The following is a 25,095-nucleotide window of genomic DNA, read 5'->3' on the forward strand; positions in this document are numbered from 1 at the left end:
CGCCTATCGGCTCGCATGTGGATCATTAGTTTCCGGGTGTCTTCCAATACCCAACCGGAGTGATCCCATGACCATCCTCGTTACCGGCGCCACCGGCACCATCGGCCGCAACGTCGTCGAGCAACTCGTCAAGCGCGGCGCCGATGTGCGCGCACTCGTCCGAAATCCCGAGAAGGCCAACCTTCCGGCAGGTGTTGCCGTCGCCCAGGGCGACTTGCTGGACGTCGATTCCGTGCGCACTGCGTTTTCGGGCGTCTCGACGCTGTTCCTGCTCAACGCCGTGGTGCCGGACGAATTCACTCAGGCGCTGACTGCGCTCAACCTTGCCCGCGAAGCCGGCATTGAGCGGTTCGTCTATCTGTCGGTCATTCACAGCGACCTCTACGTGAATGTGCCGCACTTCGCCGGCAAGTTCGGGGTCGAGCGCATGATCGAGCAGATGGGCTTCAAGGCGACCATCCTGCGGCCCGCCTATTTCATGAACAACGAACTCATGATCAAGGATGCCGTGACCGGATATGGCGTCTACCCGATGCCGATCGGCAGCAAGGGCCTTGCGATGATCGACGCGCGCGACATCGGCGAGATTGCTGCGATCGAACTGATCCGCCGCGAGACATCCGCAGCGCCGCTTCCGCTCGAACGCATCAATCTTGTTGGCCCTGAGACACTCACTGGCGCGAAGGCCGCCGCGATCTGGTCGGAGGTGCTCGGCCGCGCGATCGCCTACGGCGGAGACGACACCGCGGGGTTCGAGAAGAACCTCAGGCAGTTCATGCCGCCCTGGATGGCTTTCGACATGCGGGTGATGGGCGAGCGTTTCCTCACCGAGGGAATGATCCCTGAGCCCGGCGACGTCGAGCGTCTGACCGGCATGCTGGGCCGTCCCTTGCGCTCCTATCGCGACTTCGTCGCCGAGATCGCGGCCCCCGTTTGAGGCTTGCCAGAGCAGAAGCGCAGGCGGGCTGGCTGCGCCGCTCGCTATTAATCATGTGGCGAGCGGCAATCTCGATCAGCGCGCATGCAGCAAGGCCAGCAGCACGACGACGGCGCAGGCGAGCGCCGCCGTTGTCAGCTTCCAGAACATCAGCGGGCTGCGCTCCAGGAGCGGTGTGATGCGCGTGTCGAGATAGGCCGGGTTGGGCGTGCGAAGCTCGAAGATGAATTCCGAGAGATCCTCGTGCCGCTTGTAGGGATCGGGATGGAGCGCGCGCCGGAGCGCGCCGTCGACCCAGGCAGGAACGTTGCGGTCATCGTCGGCGGCGCGATATTTAAGCTTTCGCACATCCGCCTTGCGCCGGATTTTGGCGATTTGGGTGCCGTAGGGCAGCTTTCCCGTCAGCATCTGGTAGCAGATCACGGCCAGCGAAAACATGTCGGAGCGCGGCGAGCCGCCATGCCCCAGGAAATATTCCGGCGCCGTGTACTGGACGGTGCCCAGGATTTCGTCGGCCTCCCCTGGCGGCGCCGCCTCGGCCACGCCGGCGACCCTGACCGATCCGAAGTCGATGATCTTGGCGGTGCCGGTCTTGTCGATCAGGATGTTGTCGGGCCTGAGGTCTTGATGCAGCATCTCCATGCGATGGAAGGCGCGCAGGCCCGCGGCGATCTGCTCGATGAGGCCGCGCACGGTTTCGAGATCGGGCCGCGGATTGTCGGTCATCCACTGCTTCAAGGTCTGCCCCTCGACGAACTCTGTCGCGACGTAGAGATAGCCGCGTCGCCGCGACTGCGACAGCGGCTTGAGCACATGCGGGCTGTCGATCCGGCGTGCGATCCATTCTTCCATCAAGAAGCGCTTGAGATAGGCGGCGTTGTCGCGTAGGTCGACCGACGGCAGCTTGAGCGCGACCGGCTGCTCGGTCTCGGTGTCGACGGCGAGGTAGATATGGCTGCGGCTGCTGCCGTGGATCTCGCGGACGATCCGGTAGCCGTCGAAGATCGCCCGCGGCTCCGGCAGCGTCGGCAGCGGCAATTCCGAGCTCTGATTGAAGATGCCGGCCGGATCGCGCTGCGGCACCGCATCGATCCGCAGGATCTGCACGGTGATGTTGTCGTCGCTGCCGCGCCGATAGGCTTCCTCCACGATCGCCTTCGCCGCCCCGTCCAGCTCGGCTGCGTGCTCGTCGATTGCACTCGTGACGAAACGCGCATCGACGAACTCGTACGCACCGTCGGTTGCCAGCAGGAAGGTGTCGCCGGCCTCGATTTCGATCGCCTGATAGTCGATCTCGAGCTGCGGATTGATGCCGAGCGCGCGGCCGAGATAGGTCTGCTCGGACGAGACGATGATGCGGTGATCGTCGGTCAGTTGCTCCAGCGCCTTGCCGGCGACGCGATAGACGCGGCAATCGCCGACATGGAAGATGTGCGCGGTGGTTGCCTTGATGACCATGGCGCTGAGCGTGCAGACATAGCCCTTGTCGCGGTCATAGGCATATTGGCTCTTGCGCGTCTGCGCATGCAGCCAGGAATTGGTCGCCTCCAGCACGCGGCGGGCGGAGGTCTTCACCGTCCACGATTCCGATGTGCAGTAATAATCCATCAGGAAGCTCTTGACCGCCGACTCGCTGGCGATCTGGCTTACCGTGCTCGAGGAAATTCCGTCGGCGAGAACGGCCGCGATGCCCTTCAAGCTGAGCAGCGGCTCTTCCGGAATCAGGACGCCGTGAAAGTCCTGGTTGATGGGCTTGCGACCCTTGTCGGAATGCTGGCCGACCGAGATCTGGAGTCCGCGGGGCATCGTCATCACCGGGAGAGGGGAGCCTCACCGTGCTTGGGCGAGGCTCCCCTGTCGATACCTATTCGATCAGGCCGCGACGCGGGGCTTCGCGGGCTTCTCCGCCTGTCGCTTCGGCAGGGTCATGACGTGGGTGGCATAGAGGGTCATGCCGGTGAAGGCGAGGCCGCCGACGAGGTTGCCGAGCACGGTCGGGATCTCGTTCCAGATCAGATAATCCATGATCGAGAACTTCGCGCCGAGCAGCAGGCCCGACGGGAACAGGAACATGTTCACGACGGAATGCTCGAACACCATGTAGAAGAACACCAGGATCGGCATCCACATCGCGATGACCTTGCCGGGGACGGAAGTCGAGATCATGGCGCCGACGACGCCGGTCGAGACCATCCAGTTGCAGAGCATGCCGCGCAGGAACAGCGTCGCCATGCCGGCCGCACCGTGCGCGGCATAGCCAAGGGTTCGGCCCTCGCCAATATTGCCGATGGCGGCGCCGACCTTGTCGGGCGCCTGCGTGAAGCCGAAGGTCGTGACGAAGGCCATCATGAAGGCGACGGTGAAGGCGCCGGCGAAATTGCCGACGAAGACGAGACCCCAATTGCGCAGCACGCCGTTGAGCGTAACGCCCGGGCGCTTGTCGATCAGCGCGAGCGGCGAGAGCACGAACACGCCGGTCAGGAGGTCGAAGCCCAGGAGATAGAGCATGACGAAGCCGACCGGGAACAAGAGCGCGCCGACCAGCGGCTGGCCGGTGTTCACGGTGATCGTGACGGCAAACCAGGCTGCGAGGGCCAGGATCGCGCCGGCCATGTAGGCGCGGATGATGGTATCCCGGGTGGACATGAAGATCTTGGACTCGCCCGCATCCACCATCTTGGTGACGAATTCCGAAGGCGCGAGATACGACATCAATGGTTCCTTTTGCTTGGTAAGTGAGATCGACACGCCCCCGACGAGGGCGCGGCTGAACGTCATCGGCCGTGCGGGCAGCCTGCCGCGCACGAGGGCTATGGAAAGTCTGGAAGCCTTGGGAATCGCGTCACGAGGACTCTGAAGCCGGAGACCGCGAAGCAGGTGAGCTTCCGGGATGCAGCCGCCAGAGGCTGCATCAATGCGGCCAAGCCGCAGTCGTCGTTGACGCAACCTTAGAAGCAATTTGTGTGCCGTGGTGCGTCGATCGAAAAAGCGAGCAAATTCAGCTGGATGTCAGCTGCAGGGGGATGATTGGCAGAACTGCGCCGCCTCTTGCTTGAGCGACTGCACAACGTTTGTGCGGCGCACAAGGATTGAGCAGATCGCAAACTTCGCGTGCGGAACAGGGCTGCGTTAGTCAGACGCGGAATTACCAAGCATCTGATTATCCATCATTTTTGGCGGTGGCAGGCTTGGCATGAAGCTTGAATAGTTCCAGGCCGACGCCATTGAAGCCGTCCCGCGAGACTTCTCATCCGAATTGCTGACGCACCCAAACGGGGTCTCCCCGTCGCGCGTTCGCATGCGCCTTTTTCTGGCGTCACGGACGGACGGGCTGCTCGTGCGCACTGACGCAATCATTCCGCAACGACGCAAAAGGACGACACGACCTATGACCAAGCGCATTCGCCGGCCCTCCGAGACTGGCCTCAGCCGCCGTCAATTGTTGAAAGCCACCGGCTCGACCGCCGCACTGCTCGCCGCCGCCAAGCTGAATTTCCCCGCCGGCGCCTTCGCGCAGGACGCAGGCCCCGAGGTCAAGGGAGCCAAGCTCGGTTTCATTGCGCTCTCCGATGCCGGCCCGCTGTTCGTCGCCAAGGACAAGGGCCTGTTCGCCAAGCACGGCGTGCCTGACACCGACGTGCAGAAGCAGGCGTCCTGGGGCACCACGCGCGACAACCTCGTGCTCGGCTCCGAAGGCAACGGCATCGACGGCGCGCACATCCTCACCCCGATGCCGTACCTGATCTCGGCCGGCAAGGTGACGCAGAACAACCAGCCGACGCCGATGTACATCCTGGCGCGGCTCAATCTCGATGCGCAGTGCATCTCGGTCGCCAAGGAATATGCCGACCTCAAGCTCGGCACCGATGCGGCGCCGTTCAAGGCGGCGCTTGAGAAGAAGAAGGCGTCCGGCAAGGCCGTGAAGGCTGCGATGACCTTCCCCGGCGGTACCCACGATCTGTGGATCCGCTACTGGCTCGCCGCCGGCGGCATCGATCCCGACAAGGACATCGAGACCATCGTGGTGCCGCCGCCGCAGATGGTGGCGAATATGAAGGTCGGCACCATGGACTGCTTCTGCGTCGGCGAGCCCTGGAATCTCCAGCTCATCCACCAGGGCATCGGCTACACCGCCGTCAACACCGGCGAGATCTGGAATAAGCATCCGGAGAAGTCCTTCGGCATGCGCGCGGCCTTCGTCGACAAATACCCGAAGGCCAGCAAGGCGATCCTAATGGCCGTGCTGGAAGCCCAGCAATGGGCCGACAAGGCGGAAAACAAGCAGGAGCTGGCCGCCATAATGGCCAAGCGGCAGTGGATCAACTGCCCGGTCGAGGACGTCTACGATCGCACCGCCGGCAAGTTCGACTATGGCATCCCCGGCAAGGTGGTCGAGAACTCGCCGCACGTCATGAAGTACTGGCGCGATCATGCCTCCTATCCGTTCCAGAGCCACGATCTCTGGTTCCTCACCGAGGACATCCGCTGGGGCAAGTATGAGCCGAACTTCGATACCAAGGCGCTGATTGCCAAGGTCAACCGCGAGGACATGTGGCGCGATGCGGCCAAGACCCTCGGCGTCGCCGCCGCCGACATTCCGGCGACCACCTCGCGCGGAAAGGAGACCTTCTTCGACGGCAAGGTGTTCGACCCCGAAAATCCGGCCGCCTATCTGAAGTCGCTCGCGATCAAGCGCGTCGAAGTCTGATGGAGCCCTGCGGCCGCCTTTAGGGGCGGCCGCATCGTCCCTGCCACGCCGGAGAGAGATAGCGATGAACATGACTGCCACGAAGATCGAGGTTGAGACCGCGACGCCTGCTGCAACGATTGCGCCGGTCGTCACGCTGACGCCGAAGCGTCCCCCGCGTACTGAGGCTTACGCACGCATGGCACGCGAGACCGCCGTGCGCGTGATCCCGCCGCTGGTCGTGATCGCTCTGCTGACGCTGGTGTGGGAGCTGGTCTGCCGCCGAGCCGGCTCGGCGCTGCCGCCGCCCTCAAAAGTGTTTGCGGATACCAAGGAGCTGATCTTCGATCCGTTCTTCGACCGTGGCGGCATCGACAAGGGCCTGTTCTGGCATCTGTCCGCCAGTCTCCAGCGCGTCGCCTTCGGCTATTCGCTCTCGGCGATCGCCGGCATCGCGCTCGGCGTGCTGGTCGGGCAGTCGGTCTGGGCGATGCGCGGGCTCGATCCGCTGTTCCAGGTGCTGCGCACGATTCCGCCGCTGGCTTGGTTGCCGCTCTCGCTCGCTGCCTTCCGCGACGGCCAGCCTAGCGCGATCTTCGTCATCTTCATCACATCGATCTGGCCGATCATCATCAACACCGCGGTCGGCATCCGCAACATCCCCCAGGACTATCGCAACGTCGCCGCGGTGGTGCAGCTCAATCCGCTGGAATTCTTCGCAAAGATCATGATCCCGGCGGCGGCGCCCTACATCTTCACGGGCCTGCGCATCGGCATCGGCCTGTCGTGGCTCGCGATCGTCGCCGCCGAAATGCTGATCGGCGGCGTCGGCATCGGCTTCTTCATCTGGGACGCCTGGAACTCCTCGCATATCAGCGAGATCATCCTGGCGCTGTTCTATGTCGGCATCATCGGCTTCGTGCTTGACCGCCTGATCGCGGGGCTCGGCAAGGTCGTCACCCGCGGCACCGCGCAGAACTGAGGAGAGGGGACATGACCGCCTACCTGAAACTCGACCACATCGACAAGGTCTTCACCCGCGGCACCGCCACCACGGAGGTGCTCAAGGACATCAATCTGACGATCGAGAAAGGCGAATACGTCTCGATCATCGGCCATTCCGGCTGCGGCAAGTCGACCCTGCTCAACATCATCGCAGGGCTGACCGGCGCCACGATGGGGGGCGTGCTGCTGGAAAACCGCGAGGTGAACTCGCCAGGGCCCGATCGTGCCGTGGTGTTCCAGAACCACAGCCTGCTGCCGTGGCTGACCGTCTACGAAAACGTCAGGCTTGGCGTCGACAAGGTCTTCGCCAAGACCAAGTCCCGTGCCGAGCGCGACGCCTGGGTGATGCACAATCTCAACCTCGTGCAGATGGCCCATGCCAGGGACAAGCGTCCATCGGAGATCTCCGGCGGCATGAAGCAGCGCGTCGGCATCGCGCGGGCGCTGGCCATGGAGCCGAAGGTGCTGCTGCTGGACGAGCCGTTCGGCGCGCTCGACGCGCTGACCCGCGCCCACTTGCAGGATTCGGTGATGGCGCTGCATCAGAAGCTCGGCAACACCATCCTGATGATCACCCACGACGTCGACGAGGCCGTGCTGTTGTCCGACCGCATCGTGATGATGACCAACGGACCGAGCGCGCGCATCGGCGAGGTGCTGGAAGTGCCGCTGGCGCGGCCGCGCAAGCGGCTCGACCTCGCGACCAACGCCACATATCTGAAGTGTCGCCAGCGCGTGCTCGAATTCCTCTACGAGCGTCATCGCTTCGTCGAAGCCGCGTAAGTCACGCGTTCACGCGAGATCTGCCCGCGCCCAATTAATCGACATCAAGCTCAATCCTTGTGCGTCGCACAGGGATTGAGCGAAACGCAAATTTTGCGTGCGGAAAAGCCCTGCAAACAATTCGGGCAATACGAATAACATCCTGAAATCCCTGTGTTTCCCGTATGCGCGCAACTGGCACGGAAATTGAAACGTCTTTGCGCGACGCCAACGACGACGTCCCTCAACATCATCAATCAGCATCGTGATCTCGCCACCGGGGGTGAAGCCTCGGAGCGCGCCTCTGTGACCGGAGGCAGAGCCTGCAACGACGCAGCGGTGAGCCTGGAAGGGATACGCAATGACGAAGAATCCGACCCCGAACTCCAGCTGGATTTCAGACTGGCGTCCCGAGGATGAGGCGTTCTGGAACACGACCGGCAAGTCGATCGCGCGGCGCAACCTGATCTGGTCGATCGTAGCCGAACATATCGGCTTCTCGGTCTGGCTGATTTGGAGCATCGTCACCACCAAGCTGCCGCAGGCCGGCTTCCACTACACCACCGACCAGCTGTTCCAGCTCGTCGCCGTGCCGGGCCTGATCGGCGCCTTCATGCGCTTTCCCTACACTTTCGCGGTGACGACGTTCGGCGGCCGCAACTGGACCATCTTCAGCGCGGCGATCCTGTTCATCCCGACCTTGTCGCTCGCCTATTTCGTCAGCCAGCCCGACACGCCGTTCTGGCTCATGCTGCTGGTCGCCTCGACCGCGGGTCTCGGCGGCGGCAACTTCGCCTCCAGCATGACCAACATCTCCTTCTTCTTTCCCGACCGGATGAAGGGATGGGCGCTCGGCCTCAACGCGGCCGGCGGCAATATCGGTGTCTCCAGCGTGCAGCTCCTGACCCCGATCCTGATGACGCTCGCCGTCTTCAACCTATATCAGGCGACGCCCGTCGACGGCATCTTCCTGCAGAATGCCGGCCTGATGTGGGTGCTGCCGATCGGCATCGCGGTGTTCGGCGCGGTGTTCTTCATGAACAACCTCACCACGGCGAAATCGTCGGTGAAGAACCAGCTCGCGATCGTCAAGCGCAAGCACACCTGGATCATGGCGTATCTTTATATCGGCACGTTCGGGTCCTTCATCGGCTATTCGGCGGCGTTTCCGCTGCTGCTGAAGACGCAATTCCCCACCGTGACGATCTCGATCGCCTTCCTCGGCCCGCTGGTCGGCTCGCTGTCGCGTCCGCTCGGCGGCTGGCTCGCAGACCGGGTCGGCGGCTCCATCATCACGTTCTGGAATTTCATCGTGATGGCGGGCGCCACGGTCGGCGCGCTCTATTTCGTCGGACACAAGGATTTCATCGGCTTCCTGTCGATGTTCCTGATCCTGTTCGTGACGACGGGCATCGGCAACGGCTCGACCTACCGCATGATCCCCTCGATCTTCCGCGAGGAGAACCTGTTCAAGGTGCGCGGCAAGGGCGATGCGGCACGCAGCGCTGCCCTGAAGACCGCGAGCATCGAGAGCGGCGCGGCGGTCGGCTTCATCGGCGCGGTCGGTGCCGTCGGCGGCTATCTGATCCCGAGCGGCTTCGGCAAGTCGATCGCCATGACCGGCGGGCCGCAGCTCGCGCTCGTGGTCTATCTCGCCTTCTACGCCTCCTGCCTCGCTCTGACCTGGTGGTTCTACCTGCGTCGCAGCCCGCAGGGCGAAGGCGCGCCAAGCCTCGCCGAGGCGCGTGTGTGAGCACGACAAACTGGCACGAATGTCGCTTCTCCCCGTACGCGGGGAGAAGTCTCTCTGATGACGTTTGATCCATGAACTTTGTCCGCAATGGCGCGGACGAAGGCAGACCGAAACAGACAGGAGAACATTATGACGCCCGAGCAGATTACTCTCATTCAGCAGAGCTTCGCCAAGGTCGCCCCGATTTCGGAAGCCGCCGCGGTGCTGTTCTACGACCGACTGTTCGAGGTGGCGCCGTCCGTGCGCGCGATGTTTCCCGAGGACATGACCGAGCAGCGCAAGAAGCTGATGGGCATGCTCGCCGCCGTAGTCGGCGGCTTGTCGAACCTGGAATCGATTCTTCCCGCGGCCTCCGCGCTCGCCAAGCGTCACGTCGATTATGGCGCCAAGGCCGAGCACTACCCCGTGGTCGGCGCCACCTTGCTGTGGACCCTCGAGAAGGGCCTTGGCGAAGCCTGGACGCCTGAACTCGCCGCAGCCTGGACCGACGCCTATGGCGTGCTGTCCGGCTACATGATGTCCGAGGCCTACGGCGCGCAAGCGCAGGCCGCCGAATAGGAGATGCGTTGTGAGTGAACCGCTGGTCATCGTCGGCAACGGTATGGCGGCCGCGCGTCTGGTCGACGAGCTCGCCAAGACCGCGCTCGGCCGCTATGCGGTCGCCGTGATCGGCGAAGAGCCGCGGCTCGCTTACAATCGCGTGCTCCTCTCCTCCGTGCTGGCGGGCGAGACCGGCTCGCACGAGATCGAGCTGCGGCCGGCCGGTTGGTGGCGAGACCGCGGCGTCACGGTGCGCTACGGCTATCGCGTCAGCGAGATCGATGTCGGCCGCCGTGAGCTCAAGATCGCGGGCGAGGAGAGCATGGAATATTCCAAGCTCGTGCTCGCCACGGGATCGACGCCGCTGCGGCTCAACGTGCCAGGCGCCGATCTTGCCGGCGTGCACACGTTTCGCGACACCCGCGACGTCGACCTGCTGCTGACACTGGCCGCGGCCAGGAAGCGCGTCGTCGTGGTCGGCGGCGGCCTGCTCGGGCTGGAAGCGGCCTACGGTCTCGCCAAGGCCGGCGCGCCGGTGACGCTGCTGCATCTGATGGATCGACTGATGGAGCGTCAGCTCGACGCGCCCGCGGCCGACCTGCTCAAGACGCTGGTCGAGCGCAAGGGTATCCGCGTCATGCTCAATGCCGCGACGGCCCGCATCCACGGCGAGGGCCAAGTCCAGGCCGTCGAGCTCGCCGATGGCAGCCGCATCGAGGCCGATGCGGTGATCTTCGCCGCCGGAATCAAGCCGAACGTCGCGCTGGCGAAAGAGGCGGGGATCGCGGTCAACCGCGGCGTCGTCGTCAACGACGTGATGCAGACCTCCGCGTCCGACATCTTTGCGCTTGGCGAATGCGCCGAGCATCGCGGCACCTGCTATGGCTTGGTCGAGCCCGCCTACGAGCAGGCGCGCGTGCTGGCGCGGCATCTGGCCGGCCGGCCCGCCGCCTATCAGGGCAGCGTGGTCTCGACCAATCTGAAGGTCTCCGGCGTCAGCGTGTTCTCCGCCGGCGACTTCATGGGCGGGGAGGGCAGCGAGAGCCTCGTGCTGTCGGATCGCAGGCGCGGCACTTACAAGAAGCTCGTCATCGCCGACGGTCGGCTCACCGGGGCGGTGCTGATCGGCGATACGATCGATGCGCTCTGGTACCTCGAGCTGATCCGCAATCGCGACAAGGTCGCTTCGATCCGCACCGACATGATGTTCGGCCGCGCGCTGGCGCAGCCTTCGAAAGCGGCGTGATATGACGGCGATCGATCCAAATCTCCGCACCACCAAGACCACCTGTCCCTATTGCGGCGTCGGCTGCGGCGTCCTGGCGACGCCCGACGGCAAGGGCGGCGCGGCGATCGCGGGCGACCCCGATCATCCCGCCAATTTCGGCCGGCTGTGCTCAAAGGGCTCCGCGCTCGGCGAGACCGTCGGGCTGGAAGGGCGGCTGCTCTATCCGATGATCCGCTGCAAGGGCGTGCTGGAGCGGGTCGCCTGGAGCGATGCGCTGGACCACGTCGCCCACCGCATGCAGCACATCGTCGCGCGCGACGGCGCGGACGCAGTCGCGTTCTATCTCTCCGGTCAGCTGCTGACCGAGGACTATTACGTTGCCAACAAGCTGATGAAGGGGTTTGTCGGCACCGCCAATGTCGACACCAATTCCCGGCTCTGCATGTCGTCCTCGGTTGCGGGCCATCGCCGCGCTTTCGGCGCCGACACGGTGCCTGGCTGCTATGAGGATCTCGACCAGGCCGATCTGCTCGTCTTCGTCGGCTCGAACGCGGCCTGGTGTCATCCGGTGCTGTTCCAGCGCATGCTGAAGAACAGGCAGGAGCGCGGCGCCCGCATGATCGTGATCGATCCGCGCCGCACCGATACCGCCAGCGATGTCGACCTGTTCCTCGGCCTCAAGCCCGGAACCGACACCGCGCTGTTCTCCGGCCTGTTCGTGCATCTCGCCGACAATAGCGTGCTGGACCAGGATTACATCGCGCAGAACACGTCTGGCTTCGACGAAGCGCTGGCGCGCGCGCGCAGCATCGCCGGCAGCGTCACTGCGACCGCGCTCGCCACGGGCCTCTCCGAGCAGGACGTCGCCGCCTTCTTCAGGATGTTCCGCGACACCGAGAAGGTCGTCACGCTCTATTCGCAAGGGGTCAACCAGTCGGCGCAGGGCACCGACAAGGTCAACGCCATCCTGAACTGCCATCTCGCCACGGGGCGCATCGGCAAGCCGGGCGCCTCGCCGTTCTCGCTGACCGGCCAGCCCAACGCGATGGGCGGCCGCGAGGTCGGCGGCCTCGCCAACATGCTCGCCGCCCATATGGGCTTCACGCCGCCCGACATTGACCGCGTCAGACGGTTCTGGAAGGCGCCGCGCATCGCCACCCATGAAGGCCTGAAGGCGGTGCAGCTGTTCGAGGCGATCAATCGCGGCGAGGTCAAGGCGCTCTGGGTGATGGGCACCAACCCCGCGGTGTCGCTGCCCGATGCCGACATGGTGCGCGATGCCCTGAAGAAGCTCGAGCTGTTCGTGGTGTCCGAGAACGTGCTCTCCAACGACACCGTCGCGGCCGGCCCGCACGTGCTGCTGCCGGCGCTGGCCTGGGGCGAGAAGTCGGGCACGGTGACCAATTCGGAGCGGCGCATCTCGCGCCAGCGCGCGTTCCTGCCGGCGCCGGGCGAAGCGCGTCCTGACTGGTGGATCCTGAGCGAGACCGCAAAGCGCCTCGGCTTCGGCGACAGCTTCAATTACAAATCGGCCGCCGATATCTTCCGCGAGCATGCCGCGCTCTCGGCGTTCGAGAACAATGGCAGCCGCGATTTCGACATCGGCGCGCTGACCTCGCTGTCGGACGATGCCTTCGATGGTTTGAAGCCGGTGCAATGGCCGGTGCGCGAGGGCGGGACGCCCGGCGAGCGCTTCTTCGCTGCTGGCGGCTTCTTCACCAATGACGGCAAGGGCCGCTTCGTTGCGCCGGAGGTGCCGGCGCTGCGCGGCGAGACCGGTCCGTCGCGCCCCTTAAGGCTGAACACCGGGCGCATCCGCGACCAGTGGCACACCATGACGCGCACCGGCCTGAGCCAGCGCCTGGGCGCGCATCTGCCCGAGCCTTTCGTCGAGATCCATCCCGACGACGCCGGCAAATACGGCATCGTCCATGACGGCTATGCCCGCATCACCACCGATTACGGCCAGTGCATCCTGAAAGTCGTCGTCAGCGAGTGGCAGCAGCGCGGCACGCTGTTCGTGCCGATCCACTGGAGCGCGATGAACGCCTCGCACGGCCGCGTCGGGGCGATGGTAGCACCGTTCACCGATCCGTTCTCGGGACAGCCGGAAGCCAAGGCGACGCCGGCCGCGATCGCGCCTTACGAATTCGTCTTCCGCGGCTTTGCATTGTCGCGCAAGCCGCTCGATCTGCCGCAGAACCTGTTGTGGACGCGCGTGACCGTCAGCGGCGGCTTCGGCTATCTCTTCGCCGACAATGCCGATCTCGCCCGCTGGCCCGCCTGGCTCGAGAGCGTCGCCGGCGAGGACGTTGCCGAATATCGCGATTTCGGCGGCGGGGTTTTTCGCGCAGCTTCGTTCGTAGGCGATCGCATCGAGACCTGCCTGTTCGTCGGCCCCGCGCATGATGCCGGCGACTGGGAGGTGGTGAAGAGCCTGTTCGTGGCCGATCAGGTCACGGACGAACAGCGCCGCATGCTGCTGTCGGGCAAATCCTGTGAAGGCGCGGCCTCGACCGGCCCGATCGTCTGCGCCTGCTTCGGCGTCGGCCGCGGCACCATCTGCGACAGCATCGCTGGCGGCGCGCGCACGACCGCCGACATCGGCGCCAAGCTCAAGGCCGGCACCAATTGCGGCTCCTGCATTCCCGAGCTGAAACGCTTGATTGCGATGACGGAAGTGCCTGCACAGCAGGCGGAGGTCGCGAGCGCGGCGGGATAGGTCTCGTAGGGTGGGTTAGCGCAGCGTAACCCACCACTCTTCGTCAATGCGGAAGCGAAAGAGGTGGGTTACGCCAAGGGACTGCGCTTCGCGCAGCCCCGGGGCTAACCCACCCTACGCAGCGCCCGCACCATTGCAATGTGGACCACCCCAATCGACGCGCCGGCTAATGTGCCGTATGGTGCCGCGCTCCTTTCAACATCCACAACAACCATGATGTACCTGGAAACGCCGCCGCGCCTGATCGAGACCAGGCTGTTCACCGCCATGCCCGAAAAGTTTCGCCGCAAGGGCGTGCGAACCGATTGGGCCGATGCCAATCGGCCGAACATACCGACCGAGAGCTTCATCGAGGGGCCGTCATTCGACAAGGACGGTAATCTCTATATCGTCGACATTCCGTTCGGCCGCATCTTTCGCATCGCGCCCCATGGCGAATGGTCGCTCGTGATCGAATATGAGGGCTGGCCGAACGGGCTGAAGATCGCATCCGACGGACGCATTCTGGTCGCCGACTACAGGCATGGCATCATGGAGCTCGATGCCGAAGCCGGCCGCGTCAAGCCGGTCGTGACCGGGCGCAATTCGGAATCGTTCCGCGGCTGCAACGATCTGCATCTCGCCTCAAACGGCGATATCTATTTCACCGATCAGGGCCAGACCGGCCTGCACGATCCAAGTGGCCGGGTCTATCGGCTGGGATCGAACGGCCGGCTCGACTGCCTGCTCGACACCGGCATCAGTCCGAACGGCCTGGTGCTCGACCCAGCCGAAACCGTGCTGTTCGTCGCGATGACGCGCGACAACGCGGTGTGGCGGCTGCCGTTCATGAAGGACGGCAGCGTGTCCAAGGTCGGCCGCTTCTGCTCGCTGTTCGGCACCAGCGGCCCCGACGGCTTGACCATGGATGCCAAGGGCCGCCTGTTCGTCGGCCACCCCTCGCTCGGCCACGTCTTCGTGTTCGCGCCGAACGGGGAACTGATCGCGCGCATCAAATCGTGCGCGGGACCGAACTGCACCAATGTCGCGATCGGTGGCGAAAACAAGGATCGGCTCTATATCACGGAGTCCGCGACCGGCAGCGTGCTGGTGGCGGATATCGGGGGATTGTAGCGCGGACTCTTCGCCTCTCCCCGCTTGCGGGGAGAGGCCGACGCGCAAAGCGCGGCGGGTGAGGGGGGCCTCCGCGAGTCTCTTTGCTATCGAGTTTGCGGAAGCAGCCCCTCACCCCGACCCTCTCAGCGCGAGCGAAGCTCGTCGCGGCCCCGTAAGAACGGGGAGAGGGAAAAATAACAGCGGAGATCGGAGCGACCATGAACAAGAAACCCTTCGGCAAGATCGGCGCCAGCGTCTCCGTCATCGGGCAGGGCACCTGGTATCTCGACCACGGCGACCGCAAGCGCGCGATCGCGGCGCTGCAGCGCGGGCTCGATCTTGGCATGACCCACATCGACACCGCCGAGATGTACGGCGATGCCGAGCTCGTCATTGCGGATGCGATCGCAGGCCGGCGCGATGAAGTGTTCCTCGTTTCGAAAGTGCTGCCCAGCAACGCCTCGCGCCGCGGCACCATCACCGCCTGCGAGCGCTCGCTGAAGCGGCTGAAGACCGACCGGCTCGACTGTTATCTGTTGCACTGGCGCGGCTCCTATCCGCTGGAGGACACCGTCGCTGCGTTCGAGGAGCTGGTGCAATCAGGCAAGATCAAGTCCTGGGGCGTCTCCAATTTCGATGCCGACGATCTCGATGAGATTCTCGACGTCTCCGGCGAGGGGCGGATCGCCTGCAACCAGGTGCTCTACCACCTGAAAGAACGCGCGATCGAGCATGCGGTGATCCCGTGGTGTGAACGGCATAATGTTGCCGTCGTTGCCTACTCCCCTTTCGGCCACGACGATTTCCCCGCAGGCAGCAGCAAGGGCGGTGCCGTGCTGGCGCGCATCGCAGAAGCGCATCGTGCGACGCCGCGTCAGGTCGCGCTGAGCTTCCTCACCCGTGCGACTACGGTGTTCGCCATTCCGAAGGCCTCGTCTGCGGAACATGCCGGCGAGAATGCGGCGGCAGGCGACCTCGTGCTGACGAAGGACGAGATTGCCGCGCTCGACGCGGCGTTTCCGCGCGGGCCGAAGCCACGCGGCCTGCCCATGCTGTAGTGCACAACGGGCAAGATTAACGGAGCATTGACGCGCGCGGCGGCTCGCGCATATCGGCATCCTGTTTTCGGAAGTTGTGAATGCGGAGCAGATGTCGTTTTTTACGGCTGTTCTCGATTCGCATTTTGCCCGGGTTCCAGCCGTGACACCGCCGCCCGCCGCAGCCGCAAGGCTCGACAGTATTCCCATGCCCGTTCCGGAGAAGAAGCAGCAGGCTCGCCGCGCGCCTGCGCGCGTCGATCATCCCTTCAAGGGCATTGCGCTGGTGTTGCTCTCGACGATCTTCCTCGGCTGCTCCGACGTCACCGCGAAATATCTGTCGACCAGCCTGCCTTCGATCGAGATCACCTGGATCCGCTTCGTCACGTTCGCGCTGCTATTCACGCCCGTGATGCTGCCGGGCTCGCCACTGCATGCGATGCGCACCGAGCGGCTCGGTCTGCAATTGATGCGCGGCGCCGCACTGCTCGGCTCGTCGCTGTTCTTCATCACCGGCCTTGCATTTCTGCCCATCGCCGAAGCCTCCGCCACCGGCTTCGTCTCGCCGCTATTCGTCACCGCACTGTCGATCATCTTCCTGAGCGAGAAGGTCGGCATGCGGCGCTGGATCGCGACCGCGATCGGCTTGACGGGCGTTCTGATCATCCTGAGGCCCGGCACGAGCGCGTTCCATGCCGCCGCATTCTTCCCGATCATCTCGGCGTTCTGCTGGGCCGCCGCGCTGATCCTGACGCGGATGATGAGCGGTCGCGAAGCGGTGCTCACCACCATGGCCTATTCCGCGCTGACCGGCGTTGCGATCCTCAGCGTCATGGTGCCGTTCGTCTGGGTCACGCCGAGCTGGACCGCGATCGGGCTGGGCATCGTGATCGGCGTCGCCTCGACCGTGGGCCAGTGGATCATCGTGCTGGCCTATCGCTACGGCGATGCCTCGGTGCTGGCGCCGTTCTCCTATACGCAGTTGCTCTGGGTCAGCATTCTGGGCTTCTTCATCTTCGGCGAGGTCCCGGATATCTGGACGGTCGTCGGCGCCGCCTTCATCGTCGCCAGCGGTCTTTATATCGCCCATCGCGAGCGGGTGCGCCGCGCCCAGCTGCTGGTGCTGGAAGAGCGGTCCCCGAACCCCTGACGCAAGTTTGCACGTCCTGCTTCGTGCTATCACTCGCTCCAAAGGGGAGGAGCCGGATGCGCGCCGCGATTTTCAGGAACGGTGAGATTGTCGTAGGTCGGATGGCCGAGCCGACGCCGGGCCCCGGCCAGGTTCTGGTCAAGACGCTCGCCTGCGGCATCTGCGGCTCCGACCTGCACGCGCGCCAGCACGCCCATCGCATGGTGGAGATGGCGCGGAAGACCGGGCGCAAGCCGATGGACCTCAGCCGCGACGTCGTGTTCGGCCACGAATTCTGCTGTGAGATCGTCGATTACGGCCCCGGCACATCGCGCAAGCTGAAGCCGGGAACCCAGGTCTGCTCGCTTCCCGCGCTGGTGACGCCGCAGGGCATCGAAGGGATCGGCTATTCCAACGACAATGTCGGTGGCTATGCCGAGGCGATGCTGCTGAGCGAAGCGCTGCTGCTCGAAGTGCCCAACGGCCCCGCGCCGGAGCATGCCGCGCTGACCGAGCCGCTCGCCGTCGGCGTTCATGCCGTCGCCAAAGCCAATATCCGTGGCGGCGAGGTGCCGCTCGTGATCGGCTGCGGCCCGGTCGGACTCGCGGTGATCGCCGCGCTGAAGCTCAAACGGCTGCATCCGATCGTCGCGGCCGACTATTCGCCGGCGCGGCGCGCGCTCGCCGCAAAGCTCGGTGCCGACATCGTCGTCGATCCCCGCACGTCGCAGCCTTACGCGACCTGGGCTGAGCACGCGCAGATGTCGGAGGCTGAGAAGGCGGCGCGGCCGCCGTTCCAGGCCATGCTGCCCGCGCTGAAGCCCGCGATCATCTTCGAATGCGTCGGCGTGCCCGGCCTGTTGCAACAGGTGTTCGAGGGTGCCCCGCGCGATGCACGCATCGTCGTGGTCGGCGTCTGCATGGAGAGCGACAGAAGCGAGCCCATGCTCGGCATCATGAAGGAGCTCAACGTCCAATACGTGCTCGGCTACACCCCGGAGGAGTTTGCTGCGTCGCTGCGCCTGATCGCCGAAGGGCAGGTGGACGCGGCCGCGATGGTCACCGCCGAAGTCGGCCTCGACGGCGTCGCAAAGGCCTTCGCCGATCTCGCCAACCCCGAAGCCCACACCAAGATCATCGTGCAGCCGTGGCGGTAGGAGTGTCAATATTTCGCCGGCACGTACATCTCCGGCGGGACCGGGCCTCGCTGATAGTCGGGATGTCGCACGCGCGGCGGCAGCGTCACCGGAGCCCGCACGACCTCCTGGTACGGGATCTGAGTCAATAGGTGTGCGATGCAGTTGAGCCGGGCGCGCTTCTTGTCCACGGCATCGACGATCCACCACGGGCTATCCGGCAGATGCGTGTGCTCCAGCATCGTCTCCTTGGCCTTGGTGTACGCCTCCCAGCGACTGCGGGACTCGACGTCCATCGGGCTCAGCTTCCACTGCTTCAGGGGATCCTTGATGCGCATGGTGAAGCGGAATTGCTGCTCGTCGTCGGTAATCGAAAACCAGTACTTGACGAGGATGATGCCGGATCGGATCAGCATGCGCTCGAATTCCGGCACGGTCTTGAAGAACTCCTGGTACTCCTCCTCCGAGCAGAAGCCCATCACGCGCTCGACGCCGGCGCGGTTGTACCAGCTGCGATCGAACAGCACGATCTCGCCGCCGGCCGGCAGGTGCGCGACGTAGCGCTGGAAATACCATTGCGTGCGCTCGCGCTCGTTCGGCGCCGGAAGCGCCGCGACGCGGCAGATGCGGGGATTGAGGCGCTGCGTGATGCGCTTGATCACGCCGCCCTTGCCGGCGGCGTCGCGGCCCTCGAACAGCACCACGACCTTCTTCCTCTCGCTCTGCACCCAGTCCTGGAGCTTGATCAACTCGCCCTGGAGGCGGAGCAGTTCCCGGAAATAGAGCCTGCGATCGACCATCGGCCTCAGGGTTCCGGTCTCGTCGAGGAGCTCGTCGAGACGGGTATCATCCATCTCCATCTCCAGTTCCTCGTCGAGATCGTCGGCCATTTCCTGGATGATGCGCTCGCGCTTGGAGATCTCGGATTTGCGATCGGCTGCGGTCATGGGTTCTTCTCTCGGCTCGGATACCAGCACAACGACCATCGGCGGGGTTTGTTGCGCCCATGTGACAACATGCAATCCGGCGGACGCTTGGTTACACCGGCAGCGCGATCGAATATTTCACTTGGCTCAGCGCAAAGCTCGATTCGATCGAGGCAATGCCGTCGAGCCGGGTCAGCTTGGTCTTCAGGAACGCCTCGTAGGAGGCGAGGTCGGCGGCGACGACGCGGAGCAGATAATCGCGGTTCCCGGTCATCAGATAGCATTCCAGCACCTCGTCCCATTTCGAGATGGCGCGGGCAAAGCGGTTGAGATCCTCCTCCTTCTGCCGTGCCAGCTTGATCGAGATGAACACGCTGACATGCAGTCCCAGCGCCTTCTGGTCGACGGTCGCGACATAGCGCGAGATGACGCCGCGCTCCTCCAGGAGCTTGACCCGGCGATGGCAGGGCGAGACCGAGAGGCCGACCTTGTCGGCGAGCTCCTGCATGGTCAGGCGGCTGTCGTTCTGAAGGTGGCTGAGGATCTTGCGGTCGATGGCGTCGAGCTCGGGCATTGGGATGAAACCTGCATTTTGTCCGCTACGTTGGTAAAGTATCCCAATATCGGCGGGTATGGCGCGAAAAATTGAGAAGTTTGACGCACCGCGCAGGCGTATGATCGGTGCATATTTTCCGGAGCATCGCCATGCCCGTTGACCCCGCCCGTCTCGACATCCTGACCGCCCTCAGCCGCAAGGCGCTGTGGCTGTCGTCCTGGACCATCCACCACGCCAACCACATCCGCTCCAATGCGGATGGCCTCAAGGTCGGCGGCCACCAGGCCTCGTCCGCCTCGCTAGCCACCATCATGTCGGCGCTGTACTTCCACGTGCTGCGCCCTGAGGACCGCGTCGCGGTGAAGCCGCATGCGAGCCCGGTGTTCCACGCCATCCAGTATTTGTTCGGCCGGCAGAGCCGCGAGAAGCTGGAGAATTTTCGCGGCTTCAAGGGCGCGCAGTCCTATCCCTCGCGCACTAAGGACGTCGACGACGTCGACTTCTCCACCGGCTCGGTCGGCCTCGGCGTCGCGCAGACGCTGTTCTCTTCGCTGGTGCAGGATTACGTCAAGGCGCATGGCTGGATGAAGGATCGCCGCGAGGGGCGGATGATCGCGCTCGTCGGCGACGCCGAGATGGACGAAGGCAACATCTTCGAGGCGCTCGCGGAGGGCTGGAAGCACGGCCTGCGCAACACCTGGTGGGTGGTCGACTACAACAGGCAGTCGCTCGATGCCGTTGTGCGCGAAGGTCTTTGGGAAAAGTTCGAGACCATGTTCCGCAATTTCGGCTGGGACGTCGTCATCGTGAAATACGGCCGCCTGATGCGCGACGCCTTCGCCGAGCCCGGCGGCGAGGCGCTGAAGACGTGGATCGACAATTGCCCGAATGCGCTCTACGCGGCGCTGTGCTTCCAGGGCGGCGCGGCCTTCCGCAAGCACCTCCATGACGAAATCGGCGACCAGGGCCCGATCACAAAACTGATCGACAAGCGCAGCGACGAGGAGCTGCTGGCGCTGATGTCGAACCTTGGCGGCCACGACATGGCGAGCGTGCTGGAGGCGTTCGATTCCATCGACCACGACCGCCCCGTCTGCTTCATCGCCTACACGATCAAGGGCGTCGGCTTGCCTTTCCAGGGCCACAAGGACAATCACGCCGGCCTGATGACGGTCGCGCAGATGGAGAAATATCGCGACAGCCAGAACATCCGGCCGGGCCACGAATGGGACAAGTTCGAAGGGCTGCCGCAGGATGCGGCCGAGCTCGAGGCCTTCCTCGCGCGGGTGCCGTTCAATCAGGATGGCCGCCGGCTCACGGCGCCCGTCGTCGAGGTGCCGCAACAGCTCGCCTTCAAGCCGTCGCCGCAGATGTCGACCCAGCAGGGCTTTGGCCTCGTGCTGAACGAGATCGCGCGCAGCGACAGCGAGCTCGCCAGGCGCATCGTCACGACCTCGCCGGACGTCACCGTCTCCACCAATCTCGGCCCCTGGGTCAACCGCCGCGGCCTGTTCGCGCGGGCCGAGAAGGCGGACTTGTTCCGCAGCGAGAAAATTCCCTCGACCTACAATTGGGACGCTTCGCCAAAGGGCCAGCATCTGGAGCTCGGCATCGCCGAGATGAACCTGTTCATCATGCTCTCGGCGCTCGGCCTGTCGCACCAGATCAACGGCGAGCGGCTCTTGCCGGTCGGCACGCTCTACGATCCCTTCATCGAGCGCGGCCTCGATGCGCTGAACTACGCCTGCTACCAGGACGCGCGCTTCATGGTGGCGGCGACGCCGTCCGGCATCACGCTCGCGCCCGAAGGCGGCGCGCATCAGTCGATCGCAACGCCCTTGATCGGCATGGCGCAGGACGGCCTGGCCTCGTTCGAGCCGGCCTTCGTCGACGAGCTCGCCGTGATCATGGCTTTCGGCTTCGAGCACATGCAGCGCGAGCCGGGCGAGGGCGGTTCGGTCTATTTGCGCCTCTCCACACGCGCCATCGAGCAGGCGCAGCGGATCATGACACCGGAGCTGCGACAGGGCATCACCGACGGCGCCTATTGGCTGCGCAAGCCGGGCCCGAATGCCGAGGTCGTGATCGCCTATACGGGCGCGGTCGCGCCCGAGGCGATCGAGGCGACCGGCTTCATCGGCGAGAGCCGCCGCGACGTCGGCCTGCTCGCGATCACTTCGGCCGACCGTCTGCATTCGGGGTGGACCGCGGCGCGGAAATTACGGCGCGACCGCCGCGGCGTGCAGCATCTCAGCCACATCGAAAAGCTGCTCGCGCCGCTGCCGCGCGACTGCGGCATCGTGACCGTGATTGACGGCCATCCGTCTGCGCTCGGCTGGCTCGGCAGCGTCCGTGGCCATCGCGTCGAGGCGCTCGGCGTCGAGCAGTTCGGCCAGACCGGCAGCATCGCGGACCTTTATCGGCACTATGGCATCGACGCCAACGCCATCATCGATGCGGCCGAAAGCCTCACCACCGGCGCGCCGGTGCTGCACCGGAAGATGGCGGTGTAGCGGAGGTAACTGCCTCGTCATTCCGGGGCGACGCGCAGCGTCGAGCCCGGAATCCATAACCACGATCGGGAGTATGGATTCCGGGCCCGCGCCAAAAGGCGCGCCCCGGAATGACTGCGGGGCCACCTTGCCACGTTCCCGCCATCGGCTCATATAACCTCCGCTCGCCGCAACGCTGGCCCCGCATATGGCGGGTTCAATTGCCGGCGCTTTCGTGCAAGGATGCTTGCCGAAACGCCCCCTCCAAGCCCCCAAAGAAGAGGTTAACGATGGTCAATCGCATGCAATTCTACATCGACGGCGCCTGGGTCGACCCCGCCGTCAAGAAGTCCACCGCCGTGATCAATCCGGCGACGGAAGAGGCGATGTACGAGGTTGCGCTCGGCTCCAAGGCCGATGTCGACAAGGCGGTCGCCGCCGCCAAGCGCGCCTTCGCGACCTTCTCCCAGACCAGCCGCGAGGAGCGCGTCGCGCTGCTCAGCAAGGTCATCGAGGTCTACAAGGGCCGCCTCAAGGAGATCGGCGCCGCCGTCTCCGACGAGATGGGCGCACCGCTGCCGATGGCGGAGAAGCTGCAGGCCGGCGCCGGCCTCGGCCATCTCATGACCACGCTCGACGTGCTCAAGAACTATCATTTCGAGGAGCCGGTCGGCACCGCCATGGTGCTGCGCGAGCCGATCGGCGTGGTCGGCATGATCACGCCCTGGAACTGGCCGCTGAACCAGATCGCCTGCAAGGTCGCGCCCGCGCTCGCCGCCGGCTGCACCATGATCCTAAAGCCCAGCGAGTTCACGCCGACCTCGGCGCTGATCTTCGCGGAGATCCTCCATGAAGCCGGCGTGCCCAAGGGCGTGTTCAACCTCGTCAACGGCCTCGGCCCCGAGGTCGGCGCCGCCATGAGCGAGCACCCCGACATCGACATGATCTCCTTCACCGGCTCGACCCGCGCCGGCATCGACGTTGCGAAGCGCGCAGCGCCCACCGTGAAGCGCGTCAGCCAGGAGCTCGGCGGCAAGTCGCCGAACGTCATCCTCGAAGGCGCCGACCTCACGAAGGCGGTGACCGGCGGCGTGATGCACATGTTCAACAATTCCGGCCAGTCCTGCAACGCGCCATCGCGCATGATCGTGCCGCTGTCGAAGATGAAGGAAGTCGCCGCGATCGCCAAGGCCGTCGCCGACAAGACCAAGGCCGGTGATCCCCGCGCCGAAGGCACCACCATCGGCCCGGTCGTCAATCGCGGCCAGTGGGACAAGATCCAGGGCCTGATCAAGAAGGGCATCGACGAGGGCGCAACGCTCGTCGCCGGCGGTCCTGGCCTGCCCGAAGGCGTCAACAAGGGCTTCTATGTCCGTCCGACCATCTTCGCCGACGTCACGCCTGACATGACGATCGCGCGCGAAGAGATCTTCGGGCCGGTGCTGACCATCATCGGCGCCAAGGACGAGGCCGACGCGGTCAAGATCGCCAACGATACGCCGTATGGCCTCGCCGGCTACGTCACGGGTGCGACGGTCGAGGACGCCAAGCGCGTCGGCCGCCAGATCCGCGCCGGCAACGTCAACCTGCAGGGCGTGCCCAACGACCGCACCGCGCCGTTCGGCGGCTACAAGCAGTCCGGTAACGGCCGCGAGTGGGGCAAGTTCGGCCTCGAGGACTTCCTCGAAGTGAAGGCGGTCGCCGGCTTCAACGCGGCGTAAGTTCTTCCGTCTGAACAAACGAAGCGCCGGAGCGGGCAACCCCTCCGGCGTTTTTTAGCGCTGTCCTGTCATTCCGGGGCGTCGCGAAGCGACGAGCCCGGAATCCATTCCTCCACAAACTCCGTCGCACAATGGATTCCGGGTTCGCGCCGAACAGGCGCGCCCCGGAATGCGCCAGAGAGTTTCGCATTCCGAGGAAAGATCTCGTAGGGTGGGCAAAGGCGCGCTCTTTGCGCGACGTGCCCACCATCGCGCGACGAACGAGAGATGGTGAGCACGCTTCGCTTTGCCCACCCTACGAGACCGTGCTCGCGGCGCGTCTATCCCCCCACAGCACCTTGCGTGTTCACGTAAAGCGCGTAGATCGACTGGCTCGCGGCCATGAACAGGCGGTTGCGCTTGACGCCGCCGAAGCAGACGTTGGCGCAGCGCTCGGGCAGGGCGATGCGGCCGATCAGGACGCCGTCGGGCGCAAACACCACGACGCCGTCGAGCTCGGGATCGCCCATGCCCCAGCCGCACCAGAGATTGCCGTCGATGTCGCAGCGCATGCCGTCGGGCGTGCCCGGCCCGGCATCGATATGGATACGCTTGTTCGAGATCGTGGTGCCCTCGGGCGAGACGTCATAGGCGAGGATCTTTCGGTTCGGAACGCCCCGCGATTCCACGACATAGAGGATCTTCTCGTCCGGCGAGAAGCACAGCCCGTTCGGCCCGAGCACACCCTCGGCGACGATCGTCGCCTTGCCGGTCGCGGGATCGAGTCGATAGACGTTCGGATCGATCTCGGGCTCGGCCTTGTAGCCCTCGTAATTGCCGAGCAGGCCGAAGGTCGGGTCGGTGAACCAGATCGAGCCGTCCGATTTAACGACGACATCGTTCGGCGAGTTCAACCGCTTGCCGTTGAATTGATCGATCAGCACGGTGATGCTGCCGTCATACTCGGTGCGCACCACGCGCCGGCCGCCGTGCTCGCAGGTGATCAGCCGGCCCTGCCGGTCTCGCGTGTTGCCGTTGGCAAAATTCGAGGGCTTGCGGAACACGCTGACCGCACCGGTCTCTTCCTCCCACTTGAGGATGCGCTGGTTCGGGATGTCGCTGCACAGCAGATAACGTCCGTCGCCGAACCACACCGGCCCCTCGGCCCAGCGCAGGCCGGTCGCCAGCCGCTCCACCGCCGACAGTTTCAGCCAGTATTTTTCGAAGCGGGGATCGAGCGCTTTGATCGCGGGATCGGGATAATAGGTCGCCGGCCGCCAACCAGGCCGTTCCTCCGTGTGGGACGATGCCTCATTCATGCCGGTTCTCTCGTTTCGTTCCCTCTGGACAATCCTGCTATCATTAGAGACACGTGATCGCAAATTCGGTC

At 64.7% G+C, this 25,095-nt stretch carries 20 protein-coding genes; 14 read left to right on the forward strand and 6 right to left on the reverse strand.

What is annotated here, in order from left to right; translation table 11 throughout:
- Positions 1 to 67 precede the first annotated feature (67 nt).
- On the forward strand, positions 68 to 937 hold the full coding sequence (locus I6F16_RS11310; RefSeq protein WP_057026771.1) for an NmrA/HSCARG family protein: 870 nt from the start codon (positions 68 to 70) through the stop codon (positions 935 to 937).
- A gap of 75 nt (positions 938 to 1,012) precedes the next feature.
- Here I6F16_RS11310 and I6F16_RS11315 read toward each other — a convergent pair whose 3' ends face one another.
- Together I6F16_RS11315 and I6F16_RS11320 are read right to left on the reverse strand one after the other, a co-directional pair.
- Positions 1,013 to 2,749, reverse strand: a complete 1,737-nt coding sequence (locus tag I6F16_RS11315; RefSeq protein WP_225112660.1) for a bifunctional protein-serine/threonine kinase/phosphatase — start codon at positions 2,747 to 2,749, stop codon at positions 1,013 to 1,015.
- Between the two features lie 60 nt (positions 2,750 to 2,809).
- A complete protein-coding gene (locus I6F16_RS11320) occupies positions 2,810 to 3,649 on the reverse strand; it encodes a formate/nitrite transporter family protein (protein ID WP_036004575.1) in 840 nt (279 codons plus the stop codon).
- Between the two features lie 676 nt (positions 3,650 to 4,325).
- Here I6F16_RS11320 and I6F16_RS11325 point away from each other — a divergent pair.
- The 3 genes from I6F16_RS11325 (at position 4,326) to I6F16_RS11335 (ending at position 7,412) form a co-directional block, all read left to right on the forward strand.
- Positions 4,326 to 5,645 (forward strand): CmpA/NrtA family ABC transporter substrate-binding protein, encoded by a 1,320-nt coding sequence (locus I6F16_RS11325; protein WP_036004553.1) that lies wholly within the window; start codon positions 4,326 to 4,328, stop codon positions 5,643 to 5,645.
- A 64-nt stretch (positions 5,646 to 5,709) separates the two neighbouring features.
- Complete coding sequence (gene ntrB, locus I6F16_RS11330) at positions 5,710 to 6,606, forward strand: nitrate ABC transporter permease (protein WP_074447510.1); 897 nt, start codon at positions 5,710 to 5,712, stop codon at positions 6,604 to 6,606.
- Between the two features lie 11 nt (positions 6,607 to 6,617).
- Positions 6,618 to 7,412 (forward strand): ABC transporter ATP-binding protein, encoded by a 795-nt coding sequence (locus I6F16_RS11335; protein ID WP_036004558.1) that lies wholly within the window; start codon positions 6,618 to 6,620, stop codon positions 7,410 to 7,412.
- A 9-nt stretch (positions 7,413 to 7,421) separates the two neighbouring features.
- Here I6F16_RS11335 and I6F16_RS11340 read toward each other — a convergent pair whose 3' ends face one another.
- Positions 7,422 to 7,655, reverse strand: a complete 234-nt coding sequence (locus I6F16_RS11340) for a hypothetical protein (RefSeq protein WP_141697547.1) — start codon at positions 7,653 to 7,655, stop codon at positions 7,422 to 7,424.
- A 97-nt stretch (positions 7,656 to 7,752) separates the two neighbouring features.
- Here I6F16_RS11340 and I6F16_RS11345 point away from each other — a divergent pair, with 97 nt between their 5' ends.
- The 8 genes from I6F16_RS11345 to I6F16_RS11380 all read left to right on the forward strand — a co-directional run bounded on the left by I6F16_RS11345 (position 7,753) and on the right by I6F16_RS11380 (position 18,052).
- The gene (locus tag I6F16_RS11345) at positions 7,753 to 9,144 is read left to right on the forward strand and encodes an MFS transporter (protein ID WP_225112659.1); all 1,392 of its coding nucleotides are present in this window, start codon (positions 7,753 to 7,755) and stop codon (positions 9,142 to 9,144) included.
- A 129-nt stretch (positions 9,145 to 9,273) separates the two neighbouring features.
- Positions 9,274 to 9,702 (forward strand): globin family protein, encoded by a 429-nt coding sequence (locus I6F16_RS11350; RefSeq protein WP_036004577.1) that lies wholly within the window; start codon positions 9,274 to 9,276, stop codon positions 9,700 to 9,702.
- Between the two features lie 10 nt (positions 9,703 to 9,712).
- The gene (locus I6F16_RS11355) at positions 9,713 to 10,930 is read left to right on the forward strand and encodes an FAD-dependent oxidoreductase (RefSeq protein WP_225112658.1); all 1,218 of its coding nucleotides are present in this window, start codon (positions 9,713 to 9,715) and stop codon (positions 10,928 to 10,930) included.
- Between the two features lies 1 nt (position 10,931).
- The gene (locus tag I6F16_RS11360) at positions 10,932 to 13,634 is read left to right on the forward strand and encodes a nitrate reductase (RefSeq protein WP_225112657.1); all 2,703 of its coding nucleotides are present in this window, start codon (positions 10,932 to 10,934) and stop codon (positions 13,632 to 13,634) included.
- 216 nt (positions 13,635 to 13,850) lie between these two features.
- Complete coding sequence (locus tag I6F16_RS11365; protein WP_225112734.1) at positions 13,851 to 14,747, forward strand: SMP-30/gluconolactonase/LRE family protein; 897 nt, start codon at positions 13,851 to 13,853, stop codon at positions 14,745 to 14,747.
- A gap of 200 nt (positions 14,748 to 14,947) precedes the next feature.
- On the forward strand, positions 14,948 to 15,787 hold the full coding sequence (locus I6F16_RS11370) for an aldo/keto reductase (RefSeq protein ID WP_036004591.1): 840 nt from the start codon (positions 14,948 to 14,950) through the stop codon (positions 15,785 to 15,787).
- A 187-nt stretch (positions 15,788 to 15,974) separates the two neighbouring features.
- The gene (locus I6F16_RS11375) at positions 15,975 to 16,916 is read left to right on the forward strand and encodes a DMT family transporter (protein WP_057027221.1); all 942 of its coding nucleotides are present in this window, start codon (positions 15,975 to 15,977) and stop codon (positions 16,914 to 16,916) included.
- 56 nt (positions 16,917 to 16,972) lie between these two features.
- Positions 16,973 to 18,052 (forward strand): zinc-binding dehydrogenase, encoded by a 1,080-nt coding sequence (locus I6F16_RS11380; protein ID WP_036004594.1) that lies wholly within the window; start codon positions 16,973 to 16,975, stop codon positions 18,050 to 18,052.
- A gap of 5 nt (positions 18,053 to 18,057) precedes the next feature.
- On the opposite strand, the gene ppk2 is transcribed toward I6F16_RS11380, so the two are convergent.
- Together ppk2 and I6F16_RS11390 are read right to left on the reverse strand one after the other, a co-directional pair.
- On the reverse strand, positions 18,058 to 18,978 hold the full coding sequence (ppk2, locus tag I6F16_RS11385; RefSeq protein WP_036004675.1) for a polyphosphate kinase 2: 921 nt from the start codon (positions 18,976 to 18,978) through the stop codon (positions 18,058 to 18,060).
- A 91-nt stretch (positions 18,979 to 19,069) separates the two neighbouring features.
- Complete coding sequence (locus I6F16_RS11390) at positions 19,070 to 19,531, reverse strand: Lrp/AsnC family transcriptional regulator (protein WP_036004597.1); 462 nt, start codon at positions 19,529 to 19,531, stop codon at positions 19,070 to 19,072.
- 131 nt (positions 19,532 to 19,662) lie between these two features.
- Here I6F16_RS11390 and I6F16_RS11395 point away from each other — a divergent pair, with 131 nt between their 5' ends.
- Both I6F16_RS11395 and I6F16_RS11400 read left to right on the forward strand, forming a co-directional pair.
- Positions 19,663 to 22,026: a transketolase gene (locus I6F16_RS11395; protein WP_036004600.1), complete on the forward strand. Its 2,364-nt coding sequence runs from the start codon at positions 19,663 to 19,665 to the stop codon at positions 22,024 to 22,026.
- Between the two features lie 269 nt (positions 22,027 to 22,295).
- Positions 22,296 to 23,726 (forward strand): aldehyde dehydrogenase family protein, encoded by a 1,431-nt coding sequence (locus tag I6F16_RS11400; protein ID WP_036025855.1) that lies wholly within the window; start codon positions 22,296 to 22,298, stop codon positions 23,724 to 23,726.
- 320 nt (positions 23,727 to 24,046) lie between these two features.
- Here the strand turns inward: I6F16_RS11400 and I6F16_RS11405 are convergent, their stop codons facing one another.
- Positions 24,047 to 25,024: an SMP-30/gluconolactonase/LRE family protein gene (locus I6F16_RS11405; RefSeq protein ID WP_036025854.1), complete on the reverse strand. Its 978-nt coding sequence runs from the start codon at positions 25,022 to 25,024 to the stop codon at positions 24,047 to 24,049.
- Positions 25,025 to 25,095 lie beyond the last annotated feature (71 nt).

The sequence above is a fragment of the Bradyrhizobium sp. IC4060 genome, from assembly GCF_020193715.1.
Lineage (GTDB): Bacteria > Pseudomonadota > Alphaproteobacteria > Rhizobiales > Xanthobacteraceae > Bradyrhizobium > Bradyrhizobium yuanmingense.